We start from the raw sequence: 16,209 nt of genomic DNA on the forward strand, positions 1-16,209 counted from the left end.
TGTTAACATAATTTATCACCCAATAATATTTTATATTAAAAAGAAAAAAGTGTCGACTTTGTCGACACTCTGATTAAAATTAAAAATCTTTTTTTATTTTTAAATCTCATTCAATCACCTGTTTTCTAAAAACTATAATATCTATTTATTTTTTAGTACCGCAGCTATAATTATAACTATTACACATAATATCATAAATGATATAATTGCTATCATTAAAGCACGCTTTCTTCTATTAGATGCTTTAATATAATAAATTGCACTAACAATTAGCATAACACTAATTATGACAATAGTTAAAGAAATGATATATCCTTGTAAATATAAGAATTCAGGATACTTATACGTAATAAGTTCATTCACAAAAAGAGTTACAGATAACATTAACGCTAGTATACTTATTTTTAATGAAACCTTATTATAATTATTTTTTTGCCTTCCATAATATACGCCATTACTAATATGAATACTGCAACTAAAAATAAAATTCTAAATTCACTTCGAACATTATTCCAACAAAAATACCCAAAAAGTCCACAAGCAATGGATAATATAGACATAAGCGCTCTTTTATCTTTCAATTTATAGACCTACTTTCATAATATTAAGAAACATTAAATATTTTTGGAGTTGGTATCTAATTATAAAACAATAAACTATCCAAGTATATTGAATACTTTTATGTTTAACTATTAGCTGTGGTTAAATTTTATGCTTATTAATTTTTAAATATATTAAATTTAATTAATAGAATATATTTATCATATCAATTTCATCAATAATGTATTTACATCCATCTACATTTCTAGATGCTAATGCTTCATCTACAGGAATACCAAAGAACTCCCACTTATCTGATATTTTATATAAAAATTCTTTAAATTGAATACTATCTAAGTGGCAATTTAATAATATATTCGCTTCTATAACATGTGTATCATCATATTTCCAATAAGGTTCTATTTTCTCTATTTTTTCAGATTTAATAAATTGTTTTGTTTCATTAATTAAGTTTTGATACACTTCCTTAGCTTCATCTACTGTATTAGAACGAATAAAAATTCTTATAAACACATCTTAGTCTCCTTTACTATAAATAACTCCTGCACGTATTTATACATTCTCATTACATATACTTTAGCTATTTTTTATAAATCTAGGTAAAACTAAAGCTAAACTTCCAGTTGTAGTAAAAATAATACTAGTCCTAATTCTAATAATTCCATATTTCCTAGATACATTCCAACAGCAACTACGCTAAGTGGTATAGAAATCACTAGAAATATAATTGCCCCTACGTATTGTTTTTTAATAAATAAATATATTATAGAACAAAAAACTACGACTAATGTTTAGGTCATCTTTTTATATTATTTATGTGTCATATGTTTTTAGGAGGTAAAAAAACTATTGCTAGTATAGCTATCATACTAAAATATATCATTATGATAATTAATGTAAGCTTTTTTCCTTTGCTATTAATCTTATTTTTGATTTGGAATATTCCAATTATATCCGCAACTATAGCCAATCCACTTAAGAATATCTTTATAATATTAGCAAACATTATTGAATCACCTATTCTTAAATAATATTCTAATCTCTCAGCTGTTATAGTCATAATTATGCATGCTAATGTCGCTCCAAAATAAATTAAAATATTTCTTTTATTTCTATCATGTCTCATGATCTGTGTAATAGTTGCTAATAGCATTAATACACTTACTGTAACTAATAATATAATAATTGAATTGAAACCCATTCTTTTAGTAGTTATAGAAGTTATAACTACTATTGCTGCAAAAAATCCAAAAGGTAACCTATCACTACTTAAATCTAAAATATTTATGACTTTTTTCTTGATCTTATCTAACATCTTTTACCCCTAACTTAACAATTTACAAACTACTTAATACTAGAATTATTTTTATATCTCTTTAGAAACTTTATCATAAGTGGAATTAATATAAATATTAATCCTATTCCAATAAAATCTACAATTACGTTATCTAAATACACCCCAATTGTTATAAGAACTAAAGGTATTATCATAGACAATGAACATACTGCAATTATATACTCTCTTCTAATTATTAATAATATTTCACATAACATACAAACTGTTAGTATAGTAAATAGTATGATTGGTCTCGCATTAACCCCATACTTAATCACAGTAAATCTTGATATTACTAAGCCCAATAAAACTCCTACAGATCCTAAAGAAGATACTTTTTTCATAATATACTATCCTTTACAAAACTATATTTATAATTTCTCTTTTGAATAACTAACAAATATATCTCTTTCATTTACTTCATCCCAATTACAATAATGCCTTACAACATAAACTAATCCCATTTCTTTTGCTATTAATGAAGAAATAACATTTTCAGTTGGAAAATACCCCCCGAGATCCTTTGGTTGACAAAAGAAATCTAACTTTTTTAATATTTCTACCAATGTATTTTCTTCAAGTTTATCATTTGAAAAAACTAATAAAGTATCGCAATAAGAATCTTTAAACAACTCGATGTCAAAATCTTTTATACTATATATTTTTTTATAATAGAGTTCATCAACTATATTAGATTCAGCAAATTCTTCTTTTATTAGTGCTTTCTTTTTAATATATTTTTGGATCTTTGTCAAAATTTCAGATTTATTTTTAAAATAACAACAAGAATAAATTTGCTTATCCTTCCCTAAATATTCAATGAATTTTTTAAATCCGTTTATTTCTATTATATATTGATTAATTCTATTTATTAAATCTGGAGCCTCCGATAAAAGCTTATATTTATCATCTTTAATACTAATCCATCCGAACACATTCGCTCTACTACTTGCGGGTTCATGCCTTTCAAAAAAATCACTCAAATCATCTCATCTCCCACTACATCATATTGATATAATTTTCTCCCTATGATCCCTTATAGTACTCCTCTTAATTCGTAATACGTTCTAAAAAGTTTCTCTAGTTTAAACCGAACCGCTCTCTAAACTCCATAGTAATTCCCCACAATTCCTCAATGGGAACTCTCTTTCTTGACCGTATTTCTACATCTAAATCTTCCGCCCAAAGATAAGGATACACTGAAATCCCATCATCTCCAGTTATCTTGCCAATCTCATCTTTCCATCCTTGCCATCTAAATGTTTCATAAAATTTGTTTATATCTCCTGTGAAAGTCCAATAAATAAAATCTGCAAATTTTAAATCTAGATCTTCCCACTCTAATGTATCTGGAGCAAGGTAGAACACATTCCCCATCTCCCCGATAAATGCACCTCCATTTATTGCAAAAAATCCCCCTAAAACATCATCTGCAACTAATAAAGCTCCATTTAATTTTTTATTACTATTTAGCCCATTCCATGATGAAACATCTCTATTAATTTTATTACTTCCGCTGCCCAAAATTCTAATCCATCCGTATTCTATAAATATACCACCAGTATTATACGCTATTGCTCCTAATAAAGACTTTGTTGTTACCTGCAAGTTTAGTAACACCTTCTCATTATTCTCTTCGCACGGATGTAGAATTTCTATTTTATTTATTGCTTCATCTTCCCATTTTAATAATATTTTCTTTGCAGATTCATCTTCACTAATCAATTCATGAATCAACTTCATATATTTAATACCCCTTATCGCTTATTGCTTTTACAAATATAAAAACTAATTATTTTGTTATAATCACCATGACATTCGGATTATCTATGAACTTTTAGTTGCTAATATTCATTTTAAAATCTCCTATTTAATCTATTTCAACATTTGTATATACTAATAATTCTAACTATTATACCTTTATATTTTTTCTTAGCATAATCATAATATCACCTCTACATATACTTGGAAAACAGGAATAATAACAAAAGTTTCGACTATGCTATGGGATACTATTCCACTATTTATTTTATAAAAATAGTTTGTTTAAACTTTATGCTTCAAAAATATAATCGCCTTATTCCACACAGCTTTACTCTTATACATTCCTCCTACTCTACGGCTCATTTTTAGAAACTATTATGGTAGTTTTAGAAATGAAAAAGCACTGACTCATCTAAATCAATGCTTTTGAGGATATATTTATTTAATAAAATTATAAATTCTAACTATTTATCCATGATGTTTCTTTTCTTAATGCTAATTTATCTACTCTTCTTGGCTTCCGCCTTCTTCCATAATGTATTTATAGTAGTGTTTTATTGCTTTTTCAACTATAGAATTAAATCTTGCATTGGCATTTGGATGAACAAGCTTTAATTGATTAATCATTATTACGATAGATTCCTTAAGATTATAGGTTTTTCTTAATGTTGGCTCCTCATCATTTACTGATAAAAAATTAAGTCTACTAAACCTCTTTTCAATCTTAGGAACTGATATGCTCTTTTCTTCCACTTGTTTCTTCACAGAAACTTCTTCAGGTTCGAACCCAAAATCTACTATAGTTTGCCCAACCTGCTTTTCACCACTTACCCATTCTCCTCCCTGTGTAATCTCATCATTAGCACCTAATCCTTCAGTTTTTTTATTTTTCATAAATCTTCCCCCGATATTACCTATTTAATCTACTATTTATACTATGCTACTTTATGAGCTTATGACTCTATGATTTTATGATCCTATGATTCTATGACTATATGATTCTATGACTATATGATTCTATGTACTTCTACCCTGTAGGAGCGTTCCTAAAAGGAATCTAAAGAGACTTGGGAAGAGTCTCTACAGCGTATAAGTGCATCTCCATTAAATTCCTTCTGTAGAAGTTCTAAGAAGGTCATTAAACACTGACTTCTTTCACAAAAAAACAAACTTTTTCTCTAAAAAACGCCACTTTTTTATTTATTGTTTTACTTATATAGTATAGACATTTTATTTTGAAAGGAGGTGATATTATGGAGGCTATCAAAGAACCAAAGACCACTTCTTTAGTAATAGAAGTAAAGTCTGGAACAAATGATGCTGGTGCAGATACCTTTAGAAAAAAGAGCTATTCTAATGTAAAAGTAGATGCTCCTGTAAGTAATGTAGTAATAGTTGCAAAGTCAATTGCTGCAGTGTTAAGCTCATCTACTAGATACTTTATGCTAAATGAAGTTTCTATCATAGATGAAGCTTAATATATGTATTAAAAATAATTAAAAGGTGGTGAAAAAAATGAATTATTCTTTAACACTTGTATTTGTAACCTCAAGTGGAGATAAGGCAACGTTCTCCATTTCAGATGTTAGAAGTGACCTAACTAAAGAAGAAGTAACCAAATTAGCTAATGACATTCTAGAGCAAAACATCTTCACATCCAAAGGTAATGATCTTGTTTCTCTCTACTCTGCAAAGCTAAATGAAAGAAGAAGCACTGAATTAGTTTAGACTAATTCCTTAAAAAAATTTGAGAGGCTGAATTATCTCAGCCTCTCTTTTTACAATTTTTTAATCAGTCCCTATGGTTTTTTAATTCCTTATTTATAAGCTTTTTTAACTTTTCAAGAACAGCCTTATTACGCCTAATGGCAGTGCTATAATCAATACTTTTATCTTTAGCATAGGTTTTTAGAGTCTTTTTTTCATAATATCTATACTTAATTAGCTCAAGTTCTTTTTTATTTAATGATCTTAGAGCTTTTCTTAAAACCTCTATATTAAACTTTTCATATAAAATATCTTCTGGATAATCCATTTCATAAAATAGCACATTCTCTAGTTTTTCATCTATAATCAAAGTCTTTTTTCCATCTTTAAATTCACCTTTTTTAGTAGCTTTTAATAAATTTATAAAGTGATTGTTTATACATCTTCTTATAAAAGGAAAAAACTTTCCTCTCTTTACATCATAATCCTTGATGCATCTAAACATAATCTCATAACCTTCACTGACTTTATCTCTACGCCTATAGGAATTGATATGATACTTTTTAACTATGCTTCTAATAAAGTATTTAACTCTTATAGCTAATTGATCTTTTGCCTCAATCTCACCATTTTGAACTCTATACACAAGCTGTTCTATATATTCATAGTCACAGTCATCTTGACTCATAAAATCACCTCAATTTTTTTATCTTTTGCATAATTACTAAGCCTTTAAATCTTATATTAAGAGGGAGATATTTTCTCATTATTTATTCAACTAAGAATAATTTCTACATGAAAAATTTTTCACTTGATATTAATATATATATGTCGAAATATAGAAATCCGTATGGTAAATATAGTTAAAAAGAAAGGTAGCAACGTCTAAAACTAGACTATTACTACCTTAAAACAAATTTATATTTTTTTATAAATTAATCAGTTCATATTTTAGTCCTTTAGATACTCTATATATTTGAGTATCTAAAACATCACCTATTGAGTTGCCTATTATGCATAAAGCCTCATCAGAAGCATCTTCTTTTATGCCTATAAAGCTCTGCTTTTTAAACACATCTTTTCCTTCTTTATCTAAGCCAGCTTTATATTCCACTTCTAAAGAAATACGTGTTAATATGCTCTCAGTCATTTATACTACCTCCTTTCACAAAAAATGAAACTTAGTAATATAATATGTCTAAAGGTGGGGGATGGTGTGGGTTATTTACTTTTGAAAGGTTGGATGTGCTCGGGGATAATTTGTGAGGGTTAAGGGGGAGGATTGTTAGAAGTCACTTTCACAACCTAAATCAGAAACTTAATTGCCCCAAAAAGCTTTAAGAGCCTATAAGGTGACTTTAAAAACTGGAGAAAAGAAATTGGTGCACCTAGAGGGATTCCCCCCCTACTTCTAGATTAGATTGATGTGTTTTTGTGTATTTTTCTATGTTAAGGAATATAGTAAAATCAAGACTTTCAGCGATTTGTATTATTCTATATTTTTTATGTATATATTAATGTAGTAATTCCTTAAATTAAAACTGCACTTCTATTTTAAAGAAGTGCAGTTTTAATTTAATTATATATAAATACTTTTAAATAAATGCTTCTTTTTGAACGCATCTATACAGATATTCTTTTATTATCTGATTCTCATCTTTAGTCAAATTAATATCTTGTATATCTTCAAATACAACATCATCTAAATTTCTGCATGAATCTAAGATAAAAGTACATTTCCAAAACCATGAATCAGTATAATCTCCATAAAAGTTTTTTAGGTCAATAAACATATTACATATTTCTGGATTTATTTCCTTTACACTTCTAAACAAATCTTGTATATAGTCACATGGATTATATGATGAACTTGATTGCAATACACATGTTCTATTACGATTATTAAAATCTATTTCCCAAATGATAATGTCATCATGATATGAAAACTCATTATTACACAAATTATTAATATAATGTTTCTTTATCACAATCACTTCACCAACCTTTCTTTATTATTTATATTAACAGATAAGTATTTACTTGTACACAGTATAATATGAATCCTTTATACACTGAATTACTTCTTTTTCATATATTTCCTTACATCTTTCAAAACTTCTAACATTTGAACTATACGGTCCCATTCCTCCACTACTATGACATGCAGGATTTCTGAATGCTTTTATTTTACTATATAATAACTCTATAACTTCTTTAATTTCTTTTCTATGCATTTCATCTTTGCATGTCATTATTCTATATTTAGAATCTAAAAGCTTGTGTTTATCGTCAAATATACATCCAAAATTAAATTTAGAATTAGATATTTCATAAGTCTTTAATATTTTTAACTTCACTATTAATATCTTAAAAAATCCTTCAAGAGATAGTACCGCTGGGCACAATATACTATTATATCTACGAAATTTAACTTTTTCTTGAATTAATTTCTCAGATGAAGTTAAATACTCTCTATCCTCTATGCTGAGATAATTATATACTTGCTCTGTTAATTTTTCTTTAAGACTTTCATCATACTTACTAAAATCATCCTTTGTATCATCCTCTATATTTAATGCTTCTGTAGCTATTCTTCTAAATATATCTTTAACATCACAATCTATGCCTTCCTCTATTGCCCTACATACCCTTTCCCATAAATTACCTGTATACCCTTGAACCATTATACTTCCAGTCTTATAAAAATTTATTGTTACTTTCTCACATACCTCTTTATCTTCTATAACTATACAGAAATCATATATGTTTGAATTTCCCTTATATTCATTAGATACAAATCCACCTTCTGCTAATCCTAATAGATTCTCTTTACTTTTAGAAAAATCTTTAACTTTTTTATATGTAAAATTTTTATTTTCTATTTCGTTATAATGTAATTCTTTCCACTTATTTATTACTTTATTCGCTACTTCCTTATCTTTTGCTACAGAATCATCTATTTTTAATCCCTTTTTAGTACTGTATAGCCTTAGGATTGTACTACTATTTAATGTAACTTGCGTTAATAAATCACTATTTTTTTCATATGAAAAACTAATATCTTCAATTTCGCATACACCCTCTATTTCTTCAATTAAATCTTCCAACTTTTTCTTAATTTTATCTACCAAAATATTCCCTCCTATTTTTCACTTATTTCTTTCATAAAATTCTCTATGTCTATTCTCAAATATATATCTTTTTTAATAGGAATTAATTTTTGTTGCTTATTAATAGCCGTTAATTTCTGCCTGCTTATCCCTAAAAACTCCATAACTTCATTCGTTTCCATTATTAAATCATTGATCAAATTAATAATTTTTTCACGTTGGCTGTCCTCATTAGAATTATTTATTTCATTGTCCAACAACTCTTTTTTATTATTTAACATAATAGCATTTTTAGCTAATTTATCTGCTTCTTCATTATAATAATCTCCACTATGAGCAGTAACTTTTTCAAACATTATTTCAATTCTATTTTTAAATTTACTCATATATTCAACATAAATTTTTACTATTTCATCCTTGGCTTTCCATTCTCCATTAAACCACTTAGATATCCCTATATAATCATGCCTAATTATAAGCCTTTTATATCCTAAGTCTAAAGCTGATTTTACAGCATACATTGCCCCTTGAAGTTCCCCTGCAACATTTCTAATATTTAAAGCTCTCTGATCTTCTCCATATCCAGATTTTTTTATAATATCACCTTCTGGGGTTATCATAATACATCCATAGGAATATCTTTTTGCTGTATCAGAATAACTACCATCTACATAAGCTATTACAGCACCTACTTCTTGCGCCTTTTCTTTGTGAGATTTGCTTATATCCCTATTTTCTGCATATGCTAAAGCTTCTTCCCTACTTCCAAATGCTTTATAATCTGCACCACTAAATCCATCAATTACTTTTTTGCATTCCTCCCATGATTCATATACTCCTGGAACCTTACCTTTACGGACAGCATAATATTTTTTCTTGCCCATGTTTCTCCTCCTAAAATTTGTTTAAATACATAAAATATCTATAGCCTCTTTTGTATCTTTATTTTTTTTTATATCAAAAGAGTCCATAATACTAAAAGTAACCTTTGTTCCTTCCTTGATAAATTTTTTATGTGATAAAAAAGAAGATGTTTTAAAATAATAATTTTCTATATTTGTTTTTATAAAGCCTGCTCTACCATTAGGCATTATTCTTAATATGTAACCATCTTCTCTCTCGGTTCCTTCCAGCTTGCCACTTGTCCAAAACTTATTTAATTCTTTCTCAATATCCATATTATTAATAGCAGTTATATTTTTAAGTCTATCTATTGCTTCATTTAATTGGCTTGACACTTTCCATTCATTTTCTTCTCTTACTTTTCTACTTAATATATAATGCATTAATGCATATTCATAACTCTTATTATTTTCTAATATTTGACCTATTTCATAGTATAAATTAACTTTTAATTTCATTGGATCTTTTGATAAAGCTGCTGCATACGCACTAGCTAATCCACCTTTAATATCTCCAACTTTAACTTTTATCTTAAAAATCGTATAGTGTATAACCCAATGATTTTTTTTCATTAATATTCCCTCTAATAATTTGATGGAATCCTCTTCTTTACCTAAGTTCGCCATGCATTGTGCTTTTTCCATTTGTATCCATTTATCTCTATCATTGTGAAACTTATTTATATTATTGAGAGCCAAATCACACATATTGATACACTCATCATATTCCTTTACTTCCTTAAGACATTTGCTCATTAAATAAAACCAATCTTCCTTTTGTGAAGCCAATTCTCTCTCTTTATTATTACTTTTCACCTTAACACAGATATCGCTCAACTTATTTACATCTAATTTTTTCAACCAATAAAGCATTGCTTGTAAATCAGCGCTTTCTTTGTATATTTTTACAACTCTCCATATAGTTCTTTCATATGGCGATTTATCAGATTGATTAGTTATATTAACTATAAAGTCAGCTACTTTTAAAAGATGATTTAGACTTTTTGGTTTTTCTTTTGCATCCAAATTCTTAAAATACTTTTCATATAAAGTCCATGAATATAAATCATTATTATATTTAAATGTAGGTTCGTATTTATATAGAATTCTACATACTTTAAGCGCCTCATCTATATTTCCTAGATTCTTTAAGGAAGTAGCATATTCCCAACCTACCCATTTATCAATATTATCTTCATCCCAAACCTTAACATACAACTCCACTGCTTTAGTATAATTTTTTTCTTTAAACAATTTTTTAGCATCTATTCTTTCTTGATTCATTTATCCTCCTAAAATACTATTGCACTTTAGAGAACATATGTTTATAATTGATATATTCAATAAACTACAATTTATTGTGAAGAAACCATTTACTGATTGGAAGTCGTGATGGTTTCTTTTATTTCAGTATATTCTGCGGATTAATGACAAGCAATATTTTCGACAAACATGTATATAAAACAACAAAAAAATCTACATACTATTTTAAAAATTAATAAATAAAAACACCTAATTTCCTAGCTTGTATTTAATGTTAAATTGTAACAACAATTTCCTATCCAACATATATTAAAGTCAGGTTAAATAAATATTGTACCATCTCCACGTCTTGCATTAAGTCCACTTTTAGCTACAACACACCAATTGATTCTCCATTCTGATTAGTTGTAGTATTTTAAGTTGCTTTAGGTATAAAAGCTGCAGCTCCATTTATATCACCCATATATTCCATTAATGCTCCTGGACAATCAGTTGCCATATAGTCCTTATTCCCTTTAAAAGGTATATTCCCAATGAAAAAGCACTGACTCTCTTGAATCAGTGCTTTTAAAAATATTCTAATATTTATAATAAATTATCTACGTTTACCAAACCTGAAGTTTTGTTTACATCTATTATGAATACTATTCCTTTGCCAGGTTCATCTATATCAACTTTTTCTCTAATTGCTGTAACCACATCATTTGTTTTTGATTTTTCGATGAGTATGATGACTATTTCTTTTTCTGGCTCTATGGTCATTCCAAAGAATTGGCTGTTTTCGTGGACTCCAGATCCTCTTCCATTGACTATAGTCCCACCTTGTGCTCCAGCTAGTGTAGCTGCTTCTACAACATCTTCTGCATTTCCTCTATCCACTATGGTGAAAATAGCTTCATAATCATTTTTTTCCTTTAAATCTTCCATAGATCCTCCCTCTTGTTTTTCACTATTTGCACTACATACCCTTGATCCAAATACTTTGTTAACTTCAATTGAGAATAGTATTCCATGATTAGGTTTATGGAGAGCAAATTTTTTGGTTAGTATATCATGAACCTTATTTTCAATGTCACTACAAGAAGCCATTAAGACTACCTCTTTTTTAACCTTATCTAGTCCTAATAGTTCTAGTATATGATTTTTTGCTGCTCCTTTTCCTAAAAATATGGTTCCGCCTGATACTCCTTCTTTTTTTGCTTCTTTCAATATTTTACTTCCAACTCCAAAGTTAACTATCGCTATAAACATTGAATACCCAGAGTTTCTTGGATTACTTACCATCTAACTGAACTCCCTCCTTCATGGTCTTACGTTTATAAATCAACCCCAAAATTTGTATAGCTATAAGTGGTGTTAATGCTACCATTGCTATTACACCAAATGCATCTATAAGAACATTTGCACTGTCTATGGCATCTGCTGCTCCTTGGGCAAAGGCTAAAATGAAGGTTGCAGTCATAGGCCCTGAGGCTACTCCCCCTGAATCAAATGCTATTCCTACAAATATTTTAGGAACCTTATATGAAAGAATTATAGCTATTATATATCCTGGTAATAGATAGTATGCTAATTTCATCCAAGGCACCATTATCCTTATCATAGATAATGAAACTGCTATTGCTACTCCTATAGATAGTGTATATAATATAAATTCTTTCTTTATATGACCACTTGTAACCTCTTCAACTTGCTCATTTAATACGTGAACAGCTGGTTCTGCAAATATAACTGTAAATCCTAGTATAAACCCTATTGGTATAAGAATCCAATTATTTTCTAATAAAGCCACTGCTCTTCCTATTTCGCTTCCGACTTCCATAAATCCTGCATTTACTCCAGTCAAAAACAAAACTAATCCAATAAATGTGTATCCCATTCCCTTTAGTATTTTCATAAATTTCTTTTTTGATAATTTAAAATATATTATTTGAAATATTAAAAATAGTACTACTAATGGTAATAAGGCTACTGCTACTTCTAATAGCATCTTTGGTATCTCATGTATATAAGGAGAAAGAATTCCATTTACAGCTTCATTATTATTATTAGAAAGTTCTGCTGAAATTTCAACTTTTGATATGATACTCATTATGAGTACAGATGCTATGGGTCCAATAGATGCTATAGCTACTAGCCCAAAGCTATCTTCTTCTGATGTTTTTTTCCCATTTACAGATGCTATTCCTAGACCTAAAGCTAATATGAAAGGAACTGTCATAGATCCTGTTGTGGCTCCTGCCGCATCAAAGGATATTCCTAAAAAACCAGATGAAGTAAAGATAGATAGTAATAATATTATCCCGTAAAGAATTGTTAAAATTTTAGATAAGGCTATATTAAAAACTACTCTTAATAAACCTATTACAAGTAGTACCGCTACCCCTAAAGAAACAACTATCAATAATACAGCTTGTGATACTGCTCCAGATGTAACTTCGTTTACTTGTTTTGCTAGTATTTGCAAATCTGGTTCTGCTATGGTTATAAAAAATCCTAAAACAAAACCAAATAAAATTATTATTGATATTTTTTTAGTTTTTGTTAGTGTTGACCCCATTAAAGTTCCTATGGGTTGAATTCCTAAATCAGCACCAAATAAAAATATTCCTAATCCAACTATTATAAATACAGCCCCAATTAGAAATCTCCATATTAGATCTGACTCTATAGGAGTAATGGTAAAATTAAGTATTAACACAATTATAGTTATAGGCAATACTGATACTGTAACTTCTTTGAATTTACTTAAAAGCTCCCTCAAATAATACTCACGTCCTCTCTTAATTACTTTCGCATATATTTATATTGTAACAAAAAATTCATAATTGTTTTTTCATTAGAGAAGCCTTCTCATTAATTTATTTCTTAAATACTACTTCATACAGTACCATACTCAAGTTTTCACTTTATTTGTTTTTTATATATTAATTTTAATAATAATCACTTAAAGATAATATTTTAATAATATTTTCTCACTAAATTAGTATTTTTGAAATAAAGTGAAAACTTATGTGGTTTTAGTTGTCACTTTTACGATTTATCTCTAACTATAGGCATGCTCATACACCTAGGGCCTCCACCGCCTCTAGACAGCTCGTAAGATTCTATTTCTAAAACCTCCACGCCATTTTTTCTTAAAGCATTATTAGTTATATAATTTCTGTCATAACATATAACTTTTCCTGGCGCTACAGCTAAAGTATTGCTTCCATCACTCCATTGCTCTCTGTTAGCAGCTATTGGATCTCCATCTCCACATTTTATTAAATTAACTGTACCTAAATTAAGATGTTTTGCTAATATTTTTGCTAAATCATCATGTTCATATATGATTTTTATTTTATTATTTTTATCCATAGTTATACTATAAACATCTAGTGGTTCCTGTATTTGTGGATATATAGTGAACTTATCGTAATCAACCATTGTAAATACTCTATCTAAATGTATATAGGCATCTTCTTTAGGTATATCAAAGGCTAAAATCACTTCAAAAGATTCTGATGATGACAGTAGTTTCTCCGCTAATTTTTCTATAGCTATTGGATGGGTTCTTTGACTTATACCTATGGCAACAACTTTATCAGATAAGATTAATATATCTCCACCTTCTATGGTGTGTGCTTTTTGCCTATGGTACCACATCTCTGTACCTTTAAATCTTGGATGATATTTAAATATGTATTCAGGTAATAAAACCTCTCTATCTCTCACTTTATTTGCCATTACACTTAAGGAAATTCCTTTTCCTACAGAGGCAAATATATCTCTTTGATAATATAAATTAGGAATAGGGTCTATGTAAAAAGGATGAGCATTTTTCACCATATTTTCGAGATTATTTGCTCTTTTGTCTTGTATATCCCCTCTTTTTATTCCTCCAATACATTTCTTTATTAATTCCTCTGGTGAAAACTGATTTAAATATTCAAGGATGTTTTCTTTTAAGCCAGTTACATCTGCATTTCCTTCTTTCAAAAAGTCATCCAAAAATTCTTTTCTTATTTTATTATCTTTTAAGACCTCAGCCATAAGTTCTGTAATATAAAGAACTTCAACTCCTTCTTTTTTTAAAATATCTGAGAATTGATTATGCTCTTTTTGAGCTTGATTTATATATAAAATTTCGTTAAAGAGAAGCTGTTGCAAGTGTGCAGGTCCTATATTCTCTAACTCCGATCCTGGACAATGTAGTAAAACAGTTTTAAGTTTTCCGATTTCACTATAAACTGATATTCCATTTGTATTATTCATAATTAACATCCTTTCTATTGGATTTTCTAAAAATTAGTTTGCCAAGAGGAGAGTATATTATACAAATATATTTCGCCATCTCTAATTGTATATAAATGTATTTTCTATAAATATTTTGTATTTTTTTGTAACAACATAAATCTTTCGCTCATAATATATATCAAGATACTTTGTCTCATATCATTAAGCTTAATGATAAATTTATTACAGAGGAGGAAATTCAAAATGGCTAACGGTTCAGATTGTAATTTTGTAGCTCATATGGCTAGATATATAGGTGAAACAGTTACAGTATTCACAACAAGTGGAGGTTTATCTGGTCAAGGGTTTACAGGAGTACTTTTAGCAGTAAACCCAACTTTCATAAGGCTATTAAATGAAACAGGGGCTCCCCCAGCATGCCCTTTAGGTAGCGCTTGTGATGAGTATTATCAAATAAATTCAGGAAATAGCAATCAATGTTGCAACCATAATGGTAATAGAAGACCTTTTAATACTGGTGCAGTTAGTGATATACCAGTTGATAGAATAGCATCCTTCGTTCACAATGCAGTATAGTTTTAAATAAATCAGTTTACATTTTATTACCTTGGATTTAATATTTAACCAAAAGAAGGTGGAGAAAATAATTTATTTCTTCACCTTCTTTTATTGATATATAACTATAAATTTAGTATTATTAGAGAAAACTTTATATAGGAGGTGTAGAAAATGATATTAAGTACATTAATTATCTTTTTAGCCAAAATTATAGAAGTGTCCTTAACCACAGTTAAAACAATATTCATAACAAAAAAAGAAAAAACTATTGCTTCAATTATTGCTTTTTTTGAAATTATGCTTTGGTTAGTGGTTGTAAGCAGAATAATTGTTGATATAACTAGTTATCCAAACAGAATGATAGCCTATGCTTTAGGTTACGCTTTAGGACATTTTGTAGGCTTATCTTTAGAGGAAAGATTAAATTATGGATTAGTAACTTTAGAGATTATTTTAAATAAGGAAGATGGCAATAAGCTTGCTCAATATTTAAGAGATAAAAAAATTGGGGTTACTGAAATAAAAGCCTATGGAAGAGTGAATGAAAAGCGTATACTCATGATTCATCTAAAAAGAAAAATTAAAAATGAAGTTATAGATTATGTTAAAAATAGTTATCCAGATGCTTTTATAACCATTAGGGATGTGGCTTCTTTATATGGAGGTTATGGCGTAAAAAAGTAGTTCTCAAAATAAATGAGAATGTGAAAAATTTTGTGTGAATTATAAATTATGTTCATTTATATAACTGGAAATTTGCTTTCCAGTT

The 16,209-nt window shown here is 28.4% G+C and carries 21 protein-coding genes; 5 read left to right on the top strand and 16 right to left on the bottom strand.

The features are described from left to right. Positions 1-141: 141 nt before the first annotated feature. Positions 142-276: a hypothetical protein gene (locus L1S49_RS23340; protein ID WP_275299662.1), complete on the bottom strand. Its 135-nt coding sequence runs from the start codon at positions 274-276 to the stop codon at positions 142-144. Between the two features lie 10 nt (positions 277-286). On the opposite strand from L1S49_RS23340, the gene L1S49_RS22310 reads away from it, so the two are divergent. Continuing rightward, a complete protein-coding gene (locus L1S49_RS22310; RefSeq protein ID WP_238907488.1) occupies positions 287-424 on the top strand; it encodes a hypothetical protein in 138 nt (45 codons plus the stop codon). 320 nt (positions 425-744) lie between these two features. On the opposite strand, the gene L1S49_RS22315 is transcribed toward L1S49_RS22310, so the two are convergent. The 6 genes from L1S49_RS22315 to L1S49_RS22340 all read right to left on the bottom strand — a co-directional run bounded on the left by L1S49_RS22315 (position 745) and on the right by L1S49_RS22340 (position 4,555). Then, the gene (locus L1S49_RS22315) at positions 745-1,074 is read right to left on the bottom strand and encodes a hypothetical protein (protein WP_238907489.1); all 330 of its coding nucleotides are present in this window, start codon (positions 1,072-1,074) and stop codon (positions 745-747) included. A 307-nt stretch (positions 1,075-1,381) separates the two neighbouring features. Further along, positions 1,382-1,876, bottom strand: coding sequence for a hypothetical protein (locus L1S49_RS22320; RefSeq protein ID WP_238907490.1), 495 nt, complete (start codon positions 1,874-1,876; stop codon positions 1,382-1,384). A 29-nt stretch (positions 1,877-1,905) separates the two neighbouring features. After that, positions 1,906-2,241 carry a hypothetical protein gene (locus tag L1S49_RS22325; RefSeq protein WP_238907491.1) on the bottom strand — a complete coding sequence of 112 codons (336 nt, stop codon included), beginning with the start codon at positions 2,239-2,241 and terminating at the stop codon, positions 1,906-1,908. 27 nt (positions 2,242-2,268) lie between these two features. Continuing rightward, positions 2,269-2,880: a hypothetical protein gene (locus L1S49_RS22330; protein ID WP_238907492.1), complete on the bottom strand. Its 612-nt coding sequence runs from the start codon at positions 2,878-2,880 to the stop codon at positions 2,269-2,271. A gap of 97 nt (positions 2,881-2,977) precedes the next feature. Continuing rightward, entirely contained in the window at positions 2,978-3,640 is a 663-nt protein-coding gene (locus L1S49_RS22335) for a DUF2625 family protein (RefSeq protein WP_238907493.1), read from the bottom strand. 525 nt (positions 3,641-4,165) lie between these two features. Beyond that, the gene (locus tag L1S49_RS22340; protein ID WP_238907494.1) at positions 4,166-4,555 is read right to left on the bottom strand and encodes a hypothetical protein; all 390 of its coding nucleotides are present in this window, start codon (positions 4,553-4,555) and stop codon (positions 4,166-4,168) included. A 359-nt stretch (positions 4,556-4,914) separates the two neighbouring features. On the opposite strand from L1S49_RS22340, the gene L1S49_RS22345 reads away from it, so the two are divergent. Both L1S49_RS22345 and L1S49_RS22350 read left to right on the top strand, forming a co-directional pair. Beyond that, the gene (locus L1S49_RS22345) at positions 4,915-5,139 is read left to right on the top strand and encodes a DUF1659 domain-containing protein (RefSeq protein WP_238907495.1); all 225 of its coding nucleotides are present in this window, start codon (positions 4,915-4,917) and stop codon (positions 5,137-5,139) included. Between the two features lie 37 nt (positions 5,140-5,176). Continuing rightward, a complete protein-coding gene (locus tag L1S49_RS22350; protein WP_238907496.1) occupies positions 5,177-5,389 on the top strand; it encodes a DUF2922 domain-containing protein in 213 nt (70 codons plus the stop codon). Positions 5,390-5,453: 64 nt separating this feature from the next. On the opposite strand, the gene L1S49_RS22355 is transcribed toward L1S49_RS22350, so the two are convergent. From L1S49_RS22355 to L1S49_RS22395, 9 genes are all read right to left on the bottom strand, one after another. Further along, positions 5,454-6,056, bottom strand: a complete 603-nt coding sequence (locus L1S49_RS22355; RefSeq protein WP_238907497.1) for a sigma-70 family RNA polymerase sigma factor — start codon at positions 6,054-6,056, stop codon at positions 5,454-5,456. Positions 6,057-6,296: 240 nt separating this feature from the next. Beyond that, complete coding sequence (locus tag L1S49_RS22360) at positions 6,297-6,518, bottom strand: DUF1659 domain-containing protein (protein WP_021803634.1); 222 nt, start codon at positions 6,516-6,518, stop codon at positions 6,297-6,299. A 445-nt stretch (positions 6,519-6,963) separates the two neighbouring features. Beyond that, positions 6,964-7,356, bottom strand: a complete 393-nt coding sequence (locus L1S49_RS22365) for a hypothetical protein (protein WP_238907498.1) — start codon at positions 7,354-7,356, stop codon at positions 6,964-6,966. A 48-nt stretch (positions 7,357-7,404) separates the two neighbouring features. Continuing rightward, positions 7,405-8,499 carry a hypothetical protein gene (locus tag L1S49_RS22370; RefSeq protein WP_238907499.1) on the bottom strand — a complete coding sequence of 365 codons (1,095 nt, stop codon included), beginning with the start codon at positions 8,497-8,499 and terminating at the stop codon, positions 7,405-7,407. An 11-nt stretch (positions 8,500-8,510) separates the two neighbouring features. Beyond that, positions 8,511-9,362 (bottom strand): ribonuclease H family protein, encoded by an 852-nt coding sequence (locus tag L1S49_RS22375; RefSeq protein ID WP_238907500.1) that lies wholly within the window; start codon positions 9,360-9,362, stop codon positions 8,511-8,513. A 21-nt stretch (positions 9,363-9,383) separates the two neighbouring features. Continuing rightward, positions 9,384-10,664, bottom strand: a complete 1,281-nt coding sequence (locus L1S49_RS22380) for a tetratricopeptide repeat protein (RefSeq protein WP_238907501.1) — start codon at positions 10,662-10,664, stop codon at positions 9,384-9,386. A 564-nt stretch (positions 10,665-11,228) separates the two neighbouring features. Further along, complete coding sequence (locus tag L1S49_RS22385) at positions 11,229-11,927, bottom strand: P-II family nitrogen regulator (protein ID WP_238907502.1); 699 nt, start codon at positions 11,925-11,927, stop codon at positions 11,229-11,231. Then, positions 11,917-13,407: a DUF1538 domain-containing protein gene (locus L1S49_RS22390; protein WP_238907503.1), complete on the bottom strand. Its 1,491-nt coding sequence runs from the start codon at positions 13,405-13,407 to the stop codon at positions 11,917-11,919. The genes L1S49_RS22385 and L1S49_RS22390 overlap by 11 nt, the downstream gene beginning before the upstream one ends. 269 nt (positions 13,408-13,676) lie before the next feature. Continuing rightward, a complete protein-coding gene (locus tag L1S49_RS22395) occupies positions 13,677-14,900 on the bottom strand; it encodes an arginine deiminase (protein ID WP_238907504.1) in 1,224 nt (407 codons plus the stop codon). 225 nt (positions 14,901-15,125) lie between these two features. On the opposite strand from L1S49_RS22395, the gene L1S49_RS22400 reads away from it, so the two are divergent. Continuing rightward, a complete protein-coding gene (locus L1S49_RS22400) occupies positions 15,126-15,458 on the top strand; it encodes a hypothetical protein (RefSeq protein WP_073018980.1) in 333 nt (110 codons plus the stop codon). A 153-nt stretch (positions 15,459-15,611) separates the two neighbouring features. Then, the gene (locus tag L1S49_RS22405; protein ID WP_073018979.1) at positions 15,612-16,124 is read left to right on the top strand and encodes a DUF5698 domain-containing protein; all 513 of its coding nucleotides are present in this window, start codon (positions 15,612-15,614) and stop codon (positions 16,122-16,124) included. The last annotated feature ends 85 nt before the right edge of the window (positions 16,125-16,209 follow it).

Source organism: Clostridium sp. YIM B02506 (genome assembly GCF_022324845.1).
Classification (GTDB): domain Bacteria; phylum Bacillota; class Clostridia; order Clostridiales; family Clostridiaceae; genus Clostridium_T; species Clostridium_T intestinale.